The sequence below is a fragment of the Nonomuraea sp. NPDC049750 genome, from assembly GCF_040659625.1.
Lineage (GTDB): Bacteria > Actinomycetota > Actinomycetes > Streptosporangiales > Streptosporangiaceae > Nonomuraea.
On record NZ_JBFANB010000052.1, the window covers coordinates 24,749 to 43,056 of the forward strand.

Consider the following 18,308-nt stretch of genomic DNA (forward strand, 5'->3'; position numbering starts at 1 on the left):
CCTCAGCCCGGGACGCGCTCCTTGAGGAACGCGCGGTAGGTGCCGAGCAACGGGTCGCCGGTCTCGGTCATCCACGCGAGCAGGTCGCGCCGGGCGGCCGCCAGGTCCTTACCGTGTTCGGGGTCGCCGGACAGGTCGGTCAGGGAGTGCGGGTCGGCGTGGAGGTCGTAGAGCTCCTCGGGCGCGCGGTGCAGGTAGAAGCGGGTGCGCGGGGCGAGCCGCGCGTCGGCGAGCATCGCCGGCCAGGTTCTGCCGAACATGTTCTCCGCCCGGTACGCGCGAGCGCCGTCGGACCACTCATTCCAGATGTAGCCGAACCGCGCGTCCTGGCGGGAGCGCATCTCGTACCGGCCCTTGGCCGCGGTCTCGTGGAAGACCGTGAACACCGCGTCCCGGCCGTCCTGCGGCTCACCGCGCAAAAGCGGCAGCATGCCCTGCCCGTCCAGACCCGCCGGTTCCGGCAGGCCGGCGGCCGCGCAGAACGTCGGGAACAGGTCGAGCATCGACACGAACGCGGTGTCCTCGCGCGTCCCGGGGCGGGTCACGCCGGGCCAGCGGACGATCAGCGGCGTCCGGCTGCTCTGCAGGTAGCAGTTGGCCTTGGCGAAGGGCACGGCGATCCCGTTGTCGGACAGGAACACCACCAGCGTGTCGCCGGCCGCCCCGCTCTCCTCCAGCGCGCGCAGCACCTCGGCGGCCACGTCGTCGCAACGGCGCGACGAGCTGAGGTATTCGCGGTACTCCCGCGCCACCTCCGGCAGTTCGGGCAGGAAGCCCGGCACGGCGCCGACGTCGTCCGCCGGCCCGAACACCTTCGACGGGGCCGGGTAGGTGGCCCGCTCCTCGGCCGGGAACCGCTCCAGCTCGTCCTGGCCGCCGGAAAAGGGGCGGTGCGGGTCGTGCGCGTTGGCCATGAGGAACCAGGGGCGGCCTTGCTCGGCCGCCTCCGTCATGAACCGCCGGGCCGCCTCGCCGTAGGCCCGCGGATCGCGCCCCATGCCCAGCTCGCGCATGCCGCGGGTGAAGTCCCAGCCGAACGCCTCCACCGGCTGCAGGTGCTGCACCTTGCCGAGAATGCCGGACATGTACCCGGCCTCGCGCAGGAGCCGGGTGAGCACGGGCACCCCGTCGGCGATGGGCTCGAACCCCTGCGCGCCGTTGCGGTGCGGCCACCGACCGGTCATGATCGCGGACCGACTGGGCTGGCACACGGCGATGGCCACGTGCGCGCGCCCGAACGTCATCCCCTCGGCGGCGAGCCGGTCGAGAGCGGGGGTCACCTCCGCCGGCCCGCCGAAGCAGCCCGGGGTGTCGCCGCCCATGTCGTCGGCGGTGATCAGCAGGATGTTCGATGGCATGACGCTCCTCAGCGGCCGGTCAGTTGGAGGGTGGCGCGGACATGGCATGACGCTCCTCAGTGGCCGGTCAGTTCGAGGGTGGCGCGGATGTCGCCCAGGCCGCGGGCGAGCAGGATCCGGCCCCGCGCGGGCAGCGACTCCCAGGTCCCGCGCTCGTCGTCCCAGCGGCGCCACACGCGGGGGTCGGCGCTCACCTCGACCCGTGCGCTCTGGCCGGAGGGGACGGTCGCGGCCCGCCAGCCGATCAGCCGCACCGGCTGGCGGGGGTCGTCAGGACGGAAGTACGCCTGGACGACCTCGCGCCCGGTTCTGCCGCCGGTGTTGGTGACGGTCACGGCGACGTGCCGGCCCTGCTCGTCGAGGAGTTCGGCGTCGGAGTACGCCCACGTCGTGTAGCCGAGGCCGTGCCCGAACCAGAACGCGGGCTCGGGCGCGCGGCCGGCCTCGTGGCCGCGGTAGCCGACGAACGCGCCTTCGGTGTAGCCGAGCCTGCCCTCCACAGGGGTGACCGACCAGGCGGGGACGGCCCCGTCCGCGGCCGGGAAGGTGGTGACCAGGCGGCCGGCCGGTTCGATGTCGCCGAGCAGCGCGGCCGCCACGGCGTGACCGCCCTCCTGTCCGGGCAGGCCCGCCCAGAGTACGGCGTCCACCTGGTCGAGCCACGGCATGAGGATCGGGGTCGCCGCGTTGACCACGACCACCGTGCGGCGGGCCGCGGCGGCGACCGCGGTGACCAGGTCGTCCTGGGCGCCCGGGAGCCGCAGCGTGGTCTTGTCGACCGACTCGGTCTCCTGCTCCTCGGTGAGCCCGACGACGACCACGGCGACATCCGCGGCGCGGGCGGCGCTGACCGCGCGGGCCGTCACGGTCTCCACGTCGTCCGGTGCCGGGTGCGCGGCCAGCCCGTAGAGCCCCCTCTTGCCGCGGGGACCTGTGCTCGTCGGCAGGACCTCGGCCTCGACGACGTCACCCGGCGCGACCTCGGCGAGCGTCGTGGCGCCCGGTGGCCGCAGGACCGCCTCACCGACGTCTCCGCTGGAGAGCGCCAATTCGAACCGCTCCACGTGATCACCGGCACGCACCTGCCAGGAGCCCACGCCGATCCCGCCGACCCGCACCCGCCCACCCTCGGGCAGGCGGGCCCGCAGGCGTACGACATGCGGCGGCTCCGGCAGGTCGTCGTCGATCCCGATCATCGTGGCGCCCGAGACGGCGTGCCGCTCGTCGATCAGTGTTCCGTTCTCGGCGTACACCATCACCTGCACACCCGGGTCGCCGGTGACCGGGTGCACGGCGAAGCCCGGCGCGGCCGGTACGGGCCGGTCCCGGACCTCCACCCCGTCCACGACCGTCACGGCGTCGCCGAGCAGCGCGGTGAGCCCTTCGGCCACGCTGACCTGATACGGGGGATTGACCTGGGCCGATCCGCCACCCATGTCGATGGTGTCGACCGCGTGGCGGCCGATGAGCGCGACGGTGGCGCCACGCGCCAGGGGCAGGGTCGCGTGCTCGTTCTTGAGCACGGTCATGCCCTCGGCGGCCAGCCGGGTGAGCTGGGCCCGGCGGACCGGGCTGTCCGGGGCGGGCGACTCCCCGGGCGACTTCCCGGGCTGCTCGCCGGGCGACTCCCCGGGCCGCTCGCCGAGCGCGCCGACCCGTTCCGCGAGGAGCAGCAGGCGGCGTACGTGGTCGTCGATCACCGCCTCGTCGACCTCGCCCGCCTCGACGGCGTCCACGAGGTGCCGGCCCCACGGTCCGGCGGGGCCCGGCATCACCAGGTCGAGCCCGCCGTTGGCGGCGGGGGCGGCGCTCGTCGTGGCCCACCAGTCGGAGACGATCAGCCCGCGGTAGCCCCACTCGCCTTTGACGATCTCGTTGATCACGTGGTGCTGCTCGGTGGCGGGGACGCCGTTGACCCGGTTGTACGCGGCCATGATCGACCAGACGTCCGCGTCGGCGACGGCGATCTCGAACGGCAGCAGGTACACCTCACGCAGCGTGGCCTCGTCCACCACGCTGTCCACGGTGTGCCGGGCGGTCTCCGACTCGTTGGCCACCAGGTGCTTCAGACAGGCGCCGACGCCGTGGTCCTGCAGCCCGCGCACGTACGCGGCGGCGAGCACGCCCGACAGCAGCGGGTCCTCGGAGTAGGCCTCGAACAGCCGTCCGCCGAGGGGGCTGCGGTGCAGGTTGATCGTCGGCCCGAGCACGACGTGCACGCCCTGCGCCGCGGCCTCTTCGGCGAGCATCCTGCCCACCTCGTAGGCGCTGCCGGTGTTCCAGGACGAGGCCAGCAGGGTCGCGTTGGGGAACAGGGCGACCGTGCGGCCGCCGGTGAACGTCATGCCGCGCACGCCGGTCGGCCCGTCGGACATGCGCAGCTCACCGAGCCCGATGGACGGCTCGGGCCGAAGCGTGAACATGCTCGCGCCGGTGAGCAGGGCCACCTTCCCGGGAAGGTCCAGGGAAGCGGGGTGTGAGGTGGTCATCGCGGTCACTTTCCGGTCAGGCGGGCTTGGCCGCGGCCATCCGGCGTTCCAGCTCGGCGTGCCGCTCGGGCGTCCACGGGATCTCCGGGGCGTGCCACGAGACCGGCGTGGCGCCGGTCGCGGTGGACAGCCGCTCCGCCAGGTCGTCGGCGAGGTGGGCGCGGCCGGTGGCGCGCAGGTGCTCCATGTAGCGGGCCGGGTCGTTGTAGTAGGTGGGCCCGACCTGCAGCGTCGTCTGCATGGGGTCGGGCAGCGCGCCGGGCCGGCCGGCGTAGGTGTGCCACCACTCCGACAGGTGCGTCCGCATTTGCGCCGCGAGCTCCGGCTCCTTGTCGATGAGGTCGGTGGTGAGGTGCGGGTCGGACTCGACGTGGAAGAGCTGCTCCCACTCGGCGCGGCAGCTGCCCGGGTGATAGGTGCGCATGTAGAGGTGCTCGCGGGTGCGCACCGCCCGCTGGTAGGTGTGGGCGCCGTGGCCGAGCACCAGGTACGGCCGCGACGCGATGGCGGAGCCGCGTACCGCCTCGGCGAACGAGGCGCCCTGCCAGCCGCCCGGGATCGGGATGTCGAGCAGGTCGCACAGCGTGGGGGCGAGGTCGATGTTGTACAGCAGGGCGTCGCAGCGGCGCGCGTCCTCGGGCAGGTCGTCGGTCACCCCGGGCCAGTAGACGATCATCGGCACGCGGTGGACCGGCTCGTTGGCGTGGCCGTGCTCGGCGTAGGAGCCGTTCTCGCCGAAGGACTCGCCGTGGTCGGCGCTCACGATGATCGCGGTCTCTTCGGCGATGCCGAGCTCGTCCAGCGTGGCGAGCAGCTCGCCGAACAGGCTGTCCCAGTACATGATCGTGCCGTCGAAGCCGTTGATGAGGTGCTCGTAGTCGGCGCGGGTGCGGATGGCGTCCGGCATGTTGTGCGGGACCGGCGAGGGGCGCGGCACGACCGAGTAGTGCAGGTCCAGCGCGCTGCGGGGCCCGTAGACCTCGGCGTGCCCGTCGATGGCCTCCTGGTCCGGCCAGGCCGGTGGCGGGCCGGATTCGGCCGCCTTCTCGGTCCAGCCCGGCTCGGTCAGGTACGGGGTGTGCGGCTCCCAGTAGGTCAGGTGCAGATACCAGTCGTCCTCGTGGGCGTGGCGGCGGATCCAGTCGAGGCCGACCCGGTTGATGTCGCGCCCGTCCTCGTCGTTGATCTCGTTGCTGGCCCGGATGGACTCGCGGAAGTTGCCGAGGAAGAAGTAGGCCCGGTGCCGCTCGGCGAACATCGACACGGCGGCCGTGTAGTAGCCGTGCTGGCCCAGCCGCTGGCCGAGCAGCGGGCGCTCCGGATGCGGGCTGTGGCCGGAGTCGAGCCGGTAGCGGGCGGCCTCGCCGAAGTGCCCGACGACCCCGTTCGTGATGCCGAACTGGCCGCTGGTCAGCGCGGTGCGCGAGGGCAGGCAGGGGGAGTCGGAGCAGTAGTAGCGCTCGAAGGTGACGCCCTTGTCGGCGAGCGCCTGCAGGTTGGGGGTGGTGGGGCGCTGGTAGCCGTAGGGCTGCGTGTGGTCGGCCCGGAGTGTGTCGACATCAATGTAGATGACGCGCATGGAAACCCTTCATGTTGTCGATCAGTTGAAGTCGCGGACGCGCTCGGTCAGCTGGACTCCCGGACGTGGTCGATCAGTTGGAGTCGCGGACGCAGCGGAAGCCCGTGTTGCCGCCGGAGCTGTCCGGCGTGTTGTGCGAGCGGGCGGCGGCCCGGTAGCGGTTGCAGTAGGAGGCGTGGCAGAGGTACGAGCCGCCGCGCATCACCCGGTCGGTGCCCGAGCGCGGGCCCGACGGGTCCTTGGTGTTCGGGGCGTGGTCGGTGGCCCACCAGTCGGCGCACCACTCCCAGACGTTGCCGGCCATGTTGTGCAGGCCGTAGTCGTTGGGCGGGAACGCGTGCACCGGCGCGGTCCCCGCGTACCCGTCCTCGGCGGTGTTCGTGACCGGGAAGCGGCCCTGCCAGATGTTGGCCAGGTGCCGGCCGCCGGGGGTGAGCTCGTCGCCCCAGGGGTAGCGGCGCTGGTCGTGGCCGCCGCGTGCGGCGTACTCCCATTCCGCCTCGGTCGGCAGGCGTCCGCCGGCCCAGCGGGCGTAGGCGTCGGCGTCGTGCCAGGACACATGGACGACCGGGTGGTCGCCGCGGTCCTCCAGGAGGCTGCCAGGGCCTTCGGGATGGCGCCAGTCCGACCCGCGGACGGCCGCCCACCACGGGGTGATCTCGGGGCGCGGCGAGATCCGGCGCAACTCTCGGTTCAGGAACCGGACGAAGACATAGGACCAGCCGATCCGCTCCGCTTCCGTGACGTACCCCGTATCCGCGACGAACGCCGCGAATTCCTCGTTCGTCACCGCGTAGCGGTCGATGAGGAACGGCGACAGCTCCACCGTGCGGACGGGGCCCTCGCCGTCGGAAGGGAAACCTTCGGCGTCGTCGGTGCCCATCCGGAAGGGTCCGCCCGCGAGCCGTACCATCCCTTCGTCGGATCCGTGCCCCTCTCGCCCGCGCCGAGCGGCTACCGGCGTACGGGAGGACGGGCGGTCGAGGGACAGGCCGCCGGTGGACGGGCCGCCGGTGGACGGGCCGTCGGGGGACAGGCTGCCGGGGGAGGGGCGGCCGGGGGCGCAGCAGCCGCTCATGCGGGCACCCCGGTCCCGGTCAGTTCGCCGGCGAAATGGCACGCGGCGAGCTGGCCCGCACCGGTGGGGGTGAGCGTGGGCGCCTGTTCGGCGCAGACCGTACGGTCCGGGCGGTGCAGCGGCCCGATCGGGCAGCGGGTGCGGAAGCGGCATCCGGTCGGCGGGTTCATGGGGCTGGGCAGGTCGCCGCCAAGCACGATCCGCTCGCGATCGCGCCCGGTGGTGTCCGGGATCGGGGACGAGGCGAGCAACGCCGCCGTGTATGGGTGCTGCGGCGCGGTGTAGACAGACTCGGCGTCACCGATCTCGACGAACTGGCCCAGGTACATCACGGCGACCCGATCGCTGAGATGCCGCACCACCGCCAGGTCGTGGGCGATGAACAGGTAACCGAGGCCGAGTTCGTCGCGCAGCGACTCCAGCAGGTTGATGATCTGCGCCTGGATCGACACGTCCAGCGCGGAGACCGGCTCGTCGAGCACCAGCAGCTTCGGCCGGGCCGCGAGGGCGCGGGCGATCCCGATGCGCTGGCGCTGCCCTCCGGAGAAGGCGTGCGGGTAGCGGTCGATCTGGCCCTCGTTGAGCCCGACGCGCTCGGCCAGCGTCGTCACCTCGGCGGCCCGCTCGGCCACCGGCAGGCCGCGCACGGCGAGCGCCTCGTCGAGGGACTGGCGGACGGTGCGGCGCGGGTTCAACGACGCGTAGGGGTCCTGGAACACGTACTGGACCGTCTCGCGCAGCTCCCGGGCGCCGGCCGGGTCCTTGCCGCCGACGGTGTGCGCGCCGACGCGGATCGATCCCGCGGCGGCCACGTTGATGCCGACGATGGCCCTGGCCAGGGTGGACTTGCCGCAGCCCGACTCGCCCACCAGCCCGAGGGTCTCGCCGCCGGAGACGGTGAGGCCGACCCCGTCGACGGCGTACACCGGGCGGTGCCTGCGGATCAGGCCGGCTCGGCCGGCGTTGACGTCCACCCTGAGGCCGTCGATCTCCAGCAGCGGCGCCGGGTCCTGCTCGCGGCGCGCGGACGTGGCGGCGGCGGTGCGCATCGGCGGGATCGCCGCGCCGCCCTGCGTGACGTGGCAGGCGGCCAGATGCCCGTCGCCCGCCCGTGGTGACAGCGCGGGCACCTCCTGGGCGCAGACGTCCTCGCTCAGCCGGCAGCGCGGGTGGAAGGGGCAGCCCGGCGGCAGGTTCGCGGGGTCGGGCGGGGCGCCGGGGATGGAGGGCAGGCGCCGCCCGGCGGAGTGCTCGTCGATGCGGGGCATGGCGGCGAGCAGGTCGGCGGTGTAGGGGAGTTCGGGGCGGGCGAAGATGACGTCCACGGGCCCGCGCTCCATGACGCGGCCGCCGTACATCACGACGACCTCGTCGCACATCTCGGCGACCACCCCCATGTCATGGGTGATCATCAGTACGGCGATGCCCAGCTCGTCGCGGAGCCTGCCGAGCAGCCGCAGGATCTGCGCCTGCACGGTCACGTCCAGCGCGGTGGTCGGCTCGTCGGCGATCAGCAGGGACGGCGAGCCGGCCAGCGCCACCGCGATCACCACCCGCTGCCGCATGCCGCCGGAGAACTGGTGCGGATAGTCGTCGATCCGGCGGCCGGCGTCGGGGATGCCGACCTGGTTGAGCAGCTCCCCGGCCCGCTTACGCGCTTCGCGCTTGGTGGTTCCGTGCACGATCAGCGCTTCGGCGATCTGGTCGCCGACGGTCATCGCGGGGTTGAGCGCGGACTGCGGGTCCTGGAACACCATCGCGATCTCACGGCCGCGCAGCTCCCGCATCCGCTTGTCCGGCAGGGTCAGCAGGTCGGTGCCCCGGTAGCGCACCTCACCGGCGGTGATCCGGCCGGGCGGGCGTACCATGCGCAGGATCGAGCGGGCGGCCACGGACTTGCCGGATCCCGACTCGCCGACGATGCCGACGATCTGGCCGGGCCGGATCGAGAAGGTCACGTCGTTGACCGCGTGCACCACGCCGTCCGCCGTGTCGAACCGGGTGCGCAGGCCCCGCACCTCCAGCAGCGCCATGTCCTCAAGTGCTTGGTTCATCGTCGGGTCGCCGCCTGGTTGAGAGCGTCGGACAGGAAGGTGAAGGCCAGCGCGAGCAGCAGCAGCACGAGGCCGGGGCCGATCACGTAGGAGGGCAGGCCGTCGATGTAGCGGGCGCCGATGTTGAGCATCGCGCCCAGCGAGGGGTTCGGCGGGTCGATGCCGAGCCCGACGATGCTCAGCCCGGCCTCGATGAAGATCGCCACCACCATGAACACCGTGGTCTGCACGAGGATCGGGTCGATCACGTTGGGCAGGATGTGGCGGACCATGACGGTCGAGCGCGGCACGCCGAGCACCCGGGCGGCCAGCACGTACTCCCGCTGCTGCTGGGCGAGCAGGCCCGCGCGGGCCAGCCGCCCGAAGCCGGGCAGGCCGGCGATGACGATCGCCGCGAACAGGGCCTTCCAGCCCGCGCCGATCATCATGACGATCATGATGCCGAGGATCAGGCCCGGGAAGCCGAGGATGATGTCCAGCACGCGCTGGGCCAGCGAGCCGAGCATCCGCGACAGGTAGCCGGACAGGCCGAGCAGCGTGCCGATCACCATGCTCACCGGGACCGCGGTGAGGATCAGGCTTAGGTCGGTACGCAGCGCGTACAGCGTGCGCACCAGGATGTCGCGGCCGAACTCGTCGGTGCCCAGCACGTGCGCCGCCGACGGCCCGGTGAGCGCGTCCCTGGTCTGCTGGTCGTAGCCGCCGGGCGCGAGGACCGGTGCCAGCAGGGCCAGCGCGACCAGCAGCGTCAGCAGGACGGCGGCCGCGATGCCCTTCGGGGTACGGAAGGCCCGCGCGTACCGGGCCCACGCACCTGCGCGGTCGGGCCGTCGCCGGACCGGCCCGGCGAGTGCCGGAGCCGCGATCGTCTTCGGGATGGTCATCTTCACTTCCCCAATCGGATGCGGGGGTCGAGGGCGGCCAGGCTGATCTCGGTCAGCAGTTGCGCGATGACCGCGACGAACACCGTGCCGACGATGAGGACCTGCACGACCGCGTAGTCGGCGGTCTGCGCGGCCGTCACGGCGAGCTGTCCCAGCCCGTTCCTGGCGAAGATGGCCTCGATGACCACGGCGCCGGCCAGCAGGTCGCCGAAGCGGATCCCGATCGCCACCACCCCCGGGCCGAGGCTGTTGCGCAGCACGTGCCGTACGCTGATCCGCCGGGACGGCACGCCCTTGGCCACCGCCAGGTCGACGAAGTCCTCCTCGCGCACCGCCACCATCGAGGTCTGCACCAGCCGTGCCACACCGGCCGACATCGGCAGGGCCAGCGCCAGGGCGGGCAGCAGCAGATACTGGATCCCGATCTCCGGGTTCTCCATGATCGACATCTCGCCGCTGATGGGCAGGACGCGGATCGCGACCCCGAACACCAGGATCAGCAGCAGCCCGACCAGGAACGGGGGCGCGGCCAGCAGGCCGGTGTTCGCCGTGTCGACCAGTACCCGCGCCCACCGGGAGCGGGCGGAGCCGGCGAGTACGCCCAGTCCGATCCCGGCCAGCGCCAGGAACAGCCCGGCCAGCACCGCCAGCTGCACGGTGCTGCCCAGCCGGTTGGCGATCAGCTCGGCCACCGGGCGGCCGTACTGGAAGGAGCGCCCGAGGTCGCCGGTGAACAGGCCGCCCATCCAGCTCGCGTACTGCGACAGCAGCGGCCGGTCGAGGCCGAGCTGGGTGCGGATCGCGGCGATGGTCTCCGGTGTGGCGTCGGGGCCGGCGATCACGGCGGCCGGGTCGCCCGGCGTCAGCCGGGGGAGGAGGAAGGCGATCACACTGGTGGCCAGCAGTACCAGCATGATCGAGGGGATGCGCCCGACCAGGTAGCGGATCATCGGACCAGGCACGTTTCGCGCGACAGGAGCCCGCCGGAGGTCATGGCGACCCCCTGCACGGCCGTGGACTTGACCATGATGGACGGCGTCGTCACCAGGACGTGCTGGACGGCCTGGTCGAGCATGTACGTGGTGAGCTCGCGCACCGCCCCGGCCGCGGCCGGGGCGCTGCCCGCCTTGATCACCGCGCCGACAAGGGTGGTGTACTCCTTGCTGGTGAACTGGCGGTGGGCACCCTGCAGCCGTACGTCCGGGTTCGTCTGCGCGAGCAGCGACGGAGTGCCGGCCTGCCCGCGGAAGGACAGATAGCTGCCGGCCTTACCGGCGGCCAGCCGGGCCTGGTAGTCGGGCGCGGCGAGGGCGACGAGTTTCGGCCGGAGCCCGGCGTCGGTGAGGTTGTTGGCGATGATCTGGTACTCGGCCTGCAACTGGGGGTTGTTGATGATGGTGATCGGCACCTCCACCCCGGTCGCGCCGGCCTCCTTGACCAGCTGCTTGGCCTTGGCGGGGTCGTAGCGGTAGGTGTTCGCCAGGTCCTTGGGGTATTCGGCGCCGGCCGGCCACACCAGGCCGCCGGTGTCGCCGAGGCCGCCGAAGACCTGCTGCTTGATCCGGTCGCGGTCGATGGCGTACCCGATGGCCTGGCGGGCCGTCTTGTCGGCGAACACCCCGTTCGCGGTGTCCAGGACGAGGGAGTACACCGCCGGCAGGTTCCGGCTGAGCTGGAACTGGCCGCCCTTCTGGGCTACCGTGGCGGCGTCCTGAGTCGTCAGGCCGGAGGCGAGGTGGGTGCGCCCGGACCGCAGCGCGGCCAGCTGCGCGGTCGAGTCGGAGATGACCACGTTCTCGACCCGGTCGAGGTGGGGCAGCCCCTTCTCCCAGTAGCGGTCGTTGCGGACCAGCACGATCTGGGCGCCCGGCTGGTAGCGCTCCACGCGGAACGGCCCGGTTCCGATGATCTTGGAGCCGTCGGTGAGGTCGCGATAGGTCTGCGAGTCCACGATGGGTGTGTCGTCGAGGACGCTGGCGAGCACGGGCGTCAGAGGCGTCTTGGACTCGATCGTTACCTCGTGCTCGCCCGTCGCCTTGATCTGCCAGCCGCCGATGATCTGCTTGTCGTTCGACGGGCTCGCCGGATCGAGCGCCTGCTTGAAAGAGAACAGCACGTCGGCCGAGGTGAACGGGCGGCCGGAATGGAACGTGACACCCTGGCGCAGGGTGAGCACGGCGCTGCGGTCGTCGGCGCCGATCTTCCACGCGGTCGCCAGCAACGGCACGGGCTTGGCGACGTCACCGCCCTTGACGCTGATCAGCGGTTCGAAGACCCCGCGCGCCCAGAGCATGTTCGCGGCGCTCTGGGCCAGGACGCGGCCGGGAAGCGGCGGTTGCGCGCTCGCGACGACCAGCGCGCCGCCCTGCCGGCAACTCGCGGCGGACACGCCGGCGGCCTGCTGCTGCTCCAGCTTGACCGCCGACTGGCAGGCCGTCGCCAGCGCGGACGACAGGGTCAGCGCCAGGGCGATTCGAAGAGGTGAACGGGAGTTTCGAGGGTTTTGTAGGCCTCTGCGCATTTGGTGCTCCTCGTTAAGCCGGGGACGGCGCCGCCCGCGCGCATGCTGCGGCCCACGTCGTCACGCCGGCTGGTGCGCCGGTCCGCGCGGGACCGGTACAAGGGGGGTGTTACTGAGAGGTCAGGCTTCGCCTGTGAACTCTGTGAAGCCTGCGAAAAGGGAGGTCGGGCCTTCGCCTAAGAAGGCGGTGCCGATGGTGGGGCGGCGCTCGGGGGTGTTCCGAGGCGCAGCAGAGCGGTCTCGAAGAGCCCGCACATGTCGATCGCCGGGTCGCGGAGCCACTGCAGTTGCAGGCCGTTCATCAGCGCGACCAACTCGGTGGCGGTGGCGGCCGGGTCGAGGGCGGCGGACAGTTCGCCCTTCTCCTGGTCGGAGGTGATGAGCTGGGTGATCCGGTTTCGTACGCGCTGGTTGCGCTGGAAGAAGAAGTCGTGGGCCGGGTGCGCCGGGTCGAGGCTCTCGGCCGCCTGGACGGTGAACAGCCGGACGAGACCGGGTTGTGTCTCGTTGCGGCGGCAGAAGGCCATGAGCCATTCCCTGGTGGAGGGCCGGCCGCCCTGGAACTGCGCCTCGACGAACTGCTCGTCCTGAAGGTCGCGCTGCTGGAGCACCGCGAGGATGAGGGCCTCCTTGCCGGAGAAGTGGTGCAGCAGGCCGGGCTGAGAGACCCCGACCTTAGCGGCCACCTCGGCCAGGCTCGTGCCCCGGAAGCCCGCGATGGCGAACGCGTCCGCGGCGACGGCGAGGATCTGCTCCCGCCGCGCGGCCGCCGGGCGGCGAACCCGGCCTGCCTCTGCCTGCGCCATGCGTGACTCCTTTCCGCTCCGGCCACCGTACGACGGCGGAAGGTCTCCCGTCCCTCGTCGCCCGGCCGGTGTGGCCCGGCTCAAGGCCGGGTTACTACTGTGTTAATTACCCGTAACCTACCGAGTACTCGGTAGGTAAGGAAGACCCTACCCGCTGGTAACTTTCGCTGGATTCTCACGATCTTCGCAGGTCCGCGCCAATGCGTCGGCGATCAGCGCCAGCCTGGCCCGGGGCAGCAGCCCGAGGGCGGTGGCCGCGATCTCCACGAGGCTGAGCCCGCCGGCCATGGCCGCGAGCGGGCCCGAAAGCAGACCCGGGACATGCTCGTCCAGAAGCACCCGCGCGGCCGGATCGGCCAGCAATTCCCGCAAGGGGGTGTGCGCGCTCAGCGGCCCGTCCGGGTAGTCCTCGCGCCGCACCGGCTCGCGTGCCGCCACGACCTGGGCCCACTGGCGGCGCACCTGCAGATGCCGCTCGCCGGGCTCGCCGTCCTGGGGCAGGCCGAGGCGCTCGTACTGCTCGGGCGGCGCGTCGGTGTCCCGCAGCAGGCCGACCAGGAGCCGGATCATCCGGGCCTCCAGCGCGTCGTCGACGAGCGGGTGGCGCTGCTCCGGGTCCTCCTGGAGGTCGAACAGCAGGGTGCCGAAGGCGTACGGGTTGGACATCGCCTGGCCCGTGGTCCGCAGCACCGGCACGCCCTTGGAGAAGGCGAACGGCGCGGCCAGTTCGGCGTCGCGCAGTTCCTCGGGACGGAAGCGGGCCATCATGTGCGTGGGCATCAGCGTGTACTCGGCCAGCGGCGCGTTCGCGGCGGTCGCCGGGGCGCGCATGTAGACGTGGCGTCCGTCGGTCACGCTCACGTGCCCGCCGAAGGCACCGAAGAGCGCGGCCTCGCGCACCTGGCGATCCGCGGCGACCGTCTCCGCCAGCGGCCTGCCCTGCATGTCGGGGGGACGCGGGAGACCGAACCAGTCGAGCAGCGTCGGCCCGAAGTCGATCGTCTGCACCAGGGCGGAGCGGCGTTCGCCCGCCGCCTGCGCGGCGCGGGGATCCCAGACGAACAGCGGGGTGTGGATCGTCTCGTCGTACCACGGCGGCACGTTCTTGCCCCACCAGCCGTGCTCGCCCAGCAGGAAGCCGTGGTCGGTGACGACCATGAGCAGGGTGTCGCGCCACAGGTCCAGCTCGTCCATGCGATCGAGCACCCGGCCCAGCGAGCGGTCGCACATCGACAGCAGCGCCGAGTAGCGGTTGCGTACGTGCGCCACCTGCTCGGGGGTCTCCAGCACCTGCGCGTAGTCGGGCCAGTCCAGGTGCGGACCGTCGTAGTCCTCGGGGTAGAGGTCGTGATAGCGCTGGTAGCTGAAGAACGGCTCGTGCGGGTCGAACGTCTCGATCTGCAGGAACCAGCCGTCCTCGGCGTGGTTGACGTCCAGGAAGTGCAGGCCCGCGTCGAAGGTCAGCGTCTGCGGGTGGTCGGCCTCGTCGGCGAGGTATTGCCGGTTCACCCAGTCCTGGCGGTAGGCGGGCCGCCGGACGCGCTTGAGATCCTGCGGCATCTCCGGGTCGGCGACCTGGCCCTTCCAGAAGTCGCCCTCCTGGCCGCGGAAGAACTCGTAGGTGCGGAACCGGTTGTGGTAGGTCGCTCCTCCGTCCTCCCAGTAGTGGGCGTGGTCGGTGGCCAGGTGCGTGTGCACGCCCGCGTCGGTGAGCAACTGCGGCACCGAGTCGTCGAACGGCTCCAGCGGCCCCCATCCCCGGTGCAGGAAGTTGTGGCGCCCGGTGTGCATCTCCCGGCGCGCCGGCATGCACGGCATGCTCCCCGCGTAACAGTTGTCGAAGACGGCCGTGCGCTCGGCGAGCCGGGCGAAGTTCGGCGCGTGCGTATCCCGCGCCCCATAGGCCGGCAGATGACGGCGGTTGAGGCTGTCGAACATGACGACGATGGCCTTCACGGGGTCTCACTTTCCGGCGAGGTCCTTTACCTACCGAGTATTAGGTAGGTAACGTCACGGACATACAACAGCCGCACCGGCGTCATGGCAACCCCTCCGGAGGACTCGTGGCCCGCTCACCCAACGTCGTCGTGATCGTCGCCGACCAGCTCAGGGCCGACGCGGTGGGCGCGTTCGGCGCCGAGCGCGCCCGTACCCCGCACCTCGACGCGCTCGCCGCCGACGGGATGACGTTCACGAACGCGTTCGTCCAGCACCCGGTGTGCTCGCCGAGCCGGGCGTCGTTCCTCACCAGCTGGTACCCGCACACGGCCGGTCACCGGACCCTCGACGCGCTCCTGCGGCCGGAGGAACCGAACTTCCTGCGCACGTTTCGCGACCAGGGCTACCGGGTGGTCTGGGCGGGCGACCGGGGCGACACGTTCGCGCCGGGCGCGACCGAGCTCAGCGCGGACGAGCACGGCTTCACGCGGCCGCCCGCCGGGTCACATTGGGGAGGCGAGCCGTACGAGCGCGGGCGCCGCCGCCCCGAGATCACCGGGGTCGGGGCCGACGACCCGCTCTGGGACCGGCTCTTCTACGGCGGCGAGGTCCTGGACGACGCGGTCGGCTTCGACGAGGCGGCCGTGCGGACCGCGGAGTCGTGGCTGAGCGACGCCCACGAACAACCGTGGCTGCTGTTCGTGCCCCTGCTGGCACCGCACTGCCCCTTCGAGGTGCCGCAGCCGTGGTTCTCCCTGTACGACCGCGCCGCACAGCCCGCGCCGGTCCCGCCTCCGTCCGGGAACGCGCCGGCTTACCTCTCGGCGATCCGGGACAAGCACGGACTCGCCCGCGCCACTCCCGAGATCTGGCAGGAGGTCGCCGCCGTCTACCACGGCATGGTCTCCCGGCTGGACGATCACGTCGGGCGCGTGCGCGCCGCCGTCGCCGCGACGGGCGCGGCCGAGGACACCGTGTTCGCCTTCTTCTCCGACCACGGGGAGTACCTGGGCGACTTCGGCGTCATCGAGAAGTGGCCGTCGGCCATGCACGCCTGCGTCACCCGCGACCCCCTGATCCTCAGCGGCGGCCCGGTGCCCGCGGGCCGCACCAGCGACGCCCTCGTCGAACTCGTCGACGTCTTCCCCACCCTGCTCGACCTCGCCGGGATCCGCGCCACCCACAGCCACTACGGGCGCAGCCTGCGGCCGCTGTTCGACGATCCGGACGCCGAGCACCGGGCGTACGCCTTCACCGAGGGCGGGTTCCTGGCCGAGGAGGAGCCGCGGATGGAGCGCGGGGCCTTCCCGTACGACCTCAAGGGCGAGCTCCAGCACGAGAACCCGCGCCTGGCCGGCAAGGCGTTCGCCGCCCGTGACCGCGACTGGACCTACGTGTGGCGGCTCTACGAAGGACCTGAACTGTACGACCGCCGCGCCGACCCGGACGAGACCCGGAACCTCAGCGGCTCCCCGCGCCACGCGGCCGTGGAGGACAGGATGCGCACCGCCATCCTGTCCTGGCTCGCCGCCACCACGGACGTCCTGCCCCCGAACCGCGACCCCCGCCGGCCGGCGGTCAACCTACCGGCGCCCGGCCAGGCGGGAAGCCCGCGATCGGCCCCAAGGACCTCCGCGTCGCTCCGGACGTCCTCCCAGGCGGGCTGACGCCCGCCCCCTCTAGGGCCTCGCTGCGCTCGGGCTGACTTCCCGAACACGCTTCGCCGGGTCGGCTGATTGGAGTGGGCTTGCCCGTAGTGGCAACACCATCGAGACCAGCACCGACTCCAACCGCTAGTCCCAGACCCAAGCGCGCCACCGACCCCCACCGCGCAAGCAGCGGAGCCGAACCGCCTGATCTCAGTGGTCTTCTAGCCGGTGACCCCTGGTTGGGCCGAGTCGGCCAGGGTTGCGACCAGTATGAGGCCTTCGTCGGCGAAGAGGGATCCTCCCTGTGCTCCCTCGGCTCGCGTCTCTAGCAGGACCAGGTGGGAGGAACCATCGGGCTGGGGGACGACGCGGACCTGCCGTATCTCGCTGGAACCGACCTCCTGCAGGTCGGGGTGGATCGCCGTTGGGGTCCAGTGAATTTTCCACGCGCGGTCGAAATCGATGACTTCGAGGTGCCCGTCGTAGGAGTAGGGGACCGGCCCGTCGAGAGTGACGGAGAACGTGGCGTCATAGGCGGCGGCCTGTCCGAAATTCCGGTTGGACTCGGGACGGACGCGGGTCTGCCGGATGGTGATCTTCTTGGCCTGGGAGCCCCTGGTGAAGGCGTCATAGATGCCGTCGAAGTCGCGAGGCGGTTCCAGTACCTGGGCTTTCATGGCGCGCAGGTCGCCGCGTTGCCAGGCCGTCAGGAACGCGGTCACCGTCTGCTGGGGCGAGCCTTCGGTGCGCATCGACAGGTAGACGGCGGCGCCTAGACCGAGGACGGTAGCCAGGGCTAGAGCGATGGTGATCCTTGGCCGGCGCCAATATCGAGAAAATGCGGACATTGTTGGTCAACTGTACTGGCGAGATACGGCTGTGGCCGCCCGAGTCGCAGCATGTGCACGAGACCCGCACTTATCGCCAGACGGCTTCAAGGCTCCTGGCCAGATGCCGCGCGGAGTGACGCCGGTTTCGCGGCGGAAGGCGCGCGGCAGCTGGAGTCGGGGAAGGCCCGCCACGCTGTTAGCCACGGTGAGCCTGCGGCCCAGCTCCGCTGCCGTCCATCATGAGGGTGTCGTTGCCAGTGCCCTGCTGGCAGGTGATGACAACCCCGTGGAGGTCTTCGCCGACGCGGCCTACTCCACGGGTTCCTGCCGCCCTTAGGCCGTAACAACAGCGGATTCGCTAGAAGCGCCTGGCGACCTCGCGGGCCCGCTCGTCGGCCTGCTTCCGCTCATCCTCATAAGACCCGGTCAACGTCGGATGGTGGCGGATCTCCTGGACGTCGTCGATCCCGGCCCAGCGCAACCACCCGTCGAAGAACGTCGACTGGAAGTCACTCCCGAACTCGGCCCCGATCCCCGGTCCCCAGACCGAGCTGGTGTAGACGACAGCGGCCCGCTTCCTGCTCAGCAGGTGCTGGTAGCCGGTCTCCGGATCCACCCCGAACACCATGCCCGGCTGGCTGACCACGTCGATGAACTGTTTGAGCTTGTACGGCACGCCCATGTTCCACATGGGCACGCTGAACAGATACCGATCATAGGCATCGAACCGCTCGAACGTCCGCACAGCCGCCTCCCAGGCCACCGCCTCCTCTCCTACCGGCACACCCCCTCCGAACACGGTCATCTTGGCCTTCGCCGCAGGGGGCCCGAACTCCGGCAAACTCCCGTCCCACAGATCGAAGTGGTCGACCCGCCCTCCGGGATGTGTGGCGAGGTACTCCTCGGCGAAGGTCGAGGCGATGGCGAGCGAGATCGACTCCGCTCCTCTGGGGGAGGCGGAAATGTGCAGCAAACGGCTCATGGTTGTCCCCTTCCGGACTGTGGTCCGCTTATGGGAAGACAATACGGACCACGGTCCGGTTGGTCAACTGCGGGCGCTCGGTCCGTGTGGGCTAGGGCGGCCTCCCTGGAACCGTAGATCTTGGAGGGGCCCCCATGGGG

At 71.5% G+C, this 18,308-nt stretch carries 13 protein-coding genes; 1 reads left to right on the forward strand and 12 read right to left on the reverse strand.

Annotation, left to right across the window (positions count from 1 at the left end; translation table 11 throughout):
* Positions 1 to 2 precede the first annotated feature (2 nt).
* The 10 genes from AB0J16_RS56775 to AB0J16_RS56820 form a co-directional block, all read right to left on the reverse strand.
* Complete coding sequence (locus AB0J16_RS56775) at positions 3 to 1,358, reverse strand: sulfatase (RefSeq protein WP_358556876.1); 1,356 nt, start codon at positions 1,356 to 1,358, stop codon at positions 3 to 5.
* A 56-nt stretch (positions 1,359 to 1,414) separates the two neighbouring features.
* A complete protein-coding gene (locus AB0J16_RS56780; protein WP_358556879.1) occupies positions 1,415 to 3,847 on the reverse strand; it encodes a glycoside hydrolase family 3 C-terminal domain-containing protein in 2,433 nt (810 codons plus the stop codon).
* Between the two features lie 16 nt (positions 3,848 to 3,863).
* Positions 3,864 to 5,426: a sulfatase gene (locus AB0J16_RS56785; protein WP_358556882.1), complete on the reverse strand. Its 1,563-nt coding sequence runs from the start codon at positions 5,424 to 5,426 to the stop codon at positions 3,864 to 3,866.
* A gap of 73 nt (positions 5,427 to 5,499) precedes the next feature.
* Positions 5,500 to 6,504, reverse strand: coding sequence for a formylglycine-generating enzyme family protein (locus AB0J16_RS56790; protein WP_358556884.1), 1,005 nt, complete (start codon positions 6,502 to 6,504; stop codon positions 5,500 to 5,502).
* Positions 6,501 to 8,558 carry an ABC transporter ATP-binding protein gene (locus tag AB0J16_RS56795; RefSeq protein WP_358556887.1) on the reverse strand — a complete coding sequence of 686 codons (2,058 nt, stop codon included), beginning with the start codon at positions 8,556 to 8,558 and terminating at the stop codon, positions 6,501 to 6,503. Before AB0J16_RS56795 ends, AB0J16_RS56790 begins: the two co-directional genes overlap by 4 nt.
* Positions 8,555 to 9,442 carry an ABC transporter permease gene (locus tag AB0J16_RS56800; protein WP_358556890.1) on the reverse strand — a complete coding sequence of 296 codons (888 nt, stop codon included), beginning with the start codon at positions 9,440 to 9,442 and terminating at the stop codon, positions 8,555 to 8,557. The genes AB0J16_RS56795 and AB0J16_RS56800 overlap by 4 nt, the downstream gene beginning before the upstream one ends.
* A gap of 2 nt (positions 9,443 to 9,444) precedes the next feature.
* A complete protein-coding gene (locus tag AB0J16_RS56805; protein WP_358556893.1) occupies positions 9,445 to 10,392 on the reverse strand; it encodes an ABC transporter permease in 948 nt (315 codons plus the stop codon).
* Positions 10,389 to 11,963 carry an ABC transporter substrate-binding protein gene (locus tag AB0J16_RS56810; RefSeq protein WP_358556896.1) on the reverse strand — a complete coding sequence of 525 codons (1,575 nt, stop codon included), beginning with the start codon at positions 11,961 to 11,963 and terminating at the stop codon, positions 10,389 to 10,391. The genes AB0J16_RS56805 and AB0J16_RS56810 overlap by 4 nt, the downstream gene beginning before the upstream one ends.
* Positions 11,964 to 12,139: 176 nt before the next feature.
* The gene (locus AB0J16_RS56815) at positions 12,140 to 12,769 is read right to left on the reverse strand and encodes a TetR/AcrR family transcriptional regulator (RefSeq protein ID WP_358556899.1); all 630 of its coding nucleotides are present in this window, start codon (positions 12,767 to 12,769) and stop codon (positions 12,140 to 12,142) included.
* A gap of 147 nt (positions 12,770 to 12,916) precedes the next feature.
* Entirely contained in the window at positions 12,917 to 14,725 is a 1,809-nt protein-coding gene (locus AB0J16_RS56820; RefSeq protein ID WP_358556902.1) for a sulfatase, read from the reverse strand.
* A 107-nt stretch (positions 14,726 to 14,832) separates the two neighbouring features.
* Here AB0J16_RS56820 and AB0J16_RS56825 point away from each other — a divergent pair, with 107 nt between their 5' ends.
* Complete coding sequence (locus tag AB0J16_RS56825) at positions 14,833 to 16,374, forward strand: sulfatase-like hydrolase/transferase (protein WP_358556905.1); 1,542 nt, start codon at positions 14,833 to 14,835, stop codon at positions 16,372 to 16,374.
* 203 nt (positions 16,375 to 16,577) lie between these two features.
* Here AB0J16_RS56825 and AB0J16_RS56830 read toward each other — a convergent pair whose 3' ends face one another.
* Entirely contained in the window at positions 16,578 to 17,204 is a 627-nt protein-coding gene (locus AB0J16_RS56830) for an NTF2-like N-terminal transpeptidase domain-containing protein (protein WP_358556908.1), read from the reverse strand.
* Positions 17,205 to 17,544: 340 nt separating this feature from the next.
* The gene (locus tag AB0J16_RS56835; protein ID WP_358556911.1) at positions 17,545 to 18,168 is read right to left on the reverse strand and encodes an NAD(P)H-dependent oxidoreductase; all 624 of its coding nucleotides are present in this window, start codon (positions 18,166 to 18,168) and stop codon (positions 17,545 to 17,547) included.
* Between the last annotated feature and the right edge of the window lie 140 nt (positions 18,169 to 18,308).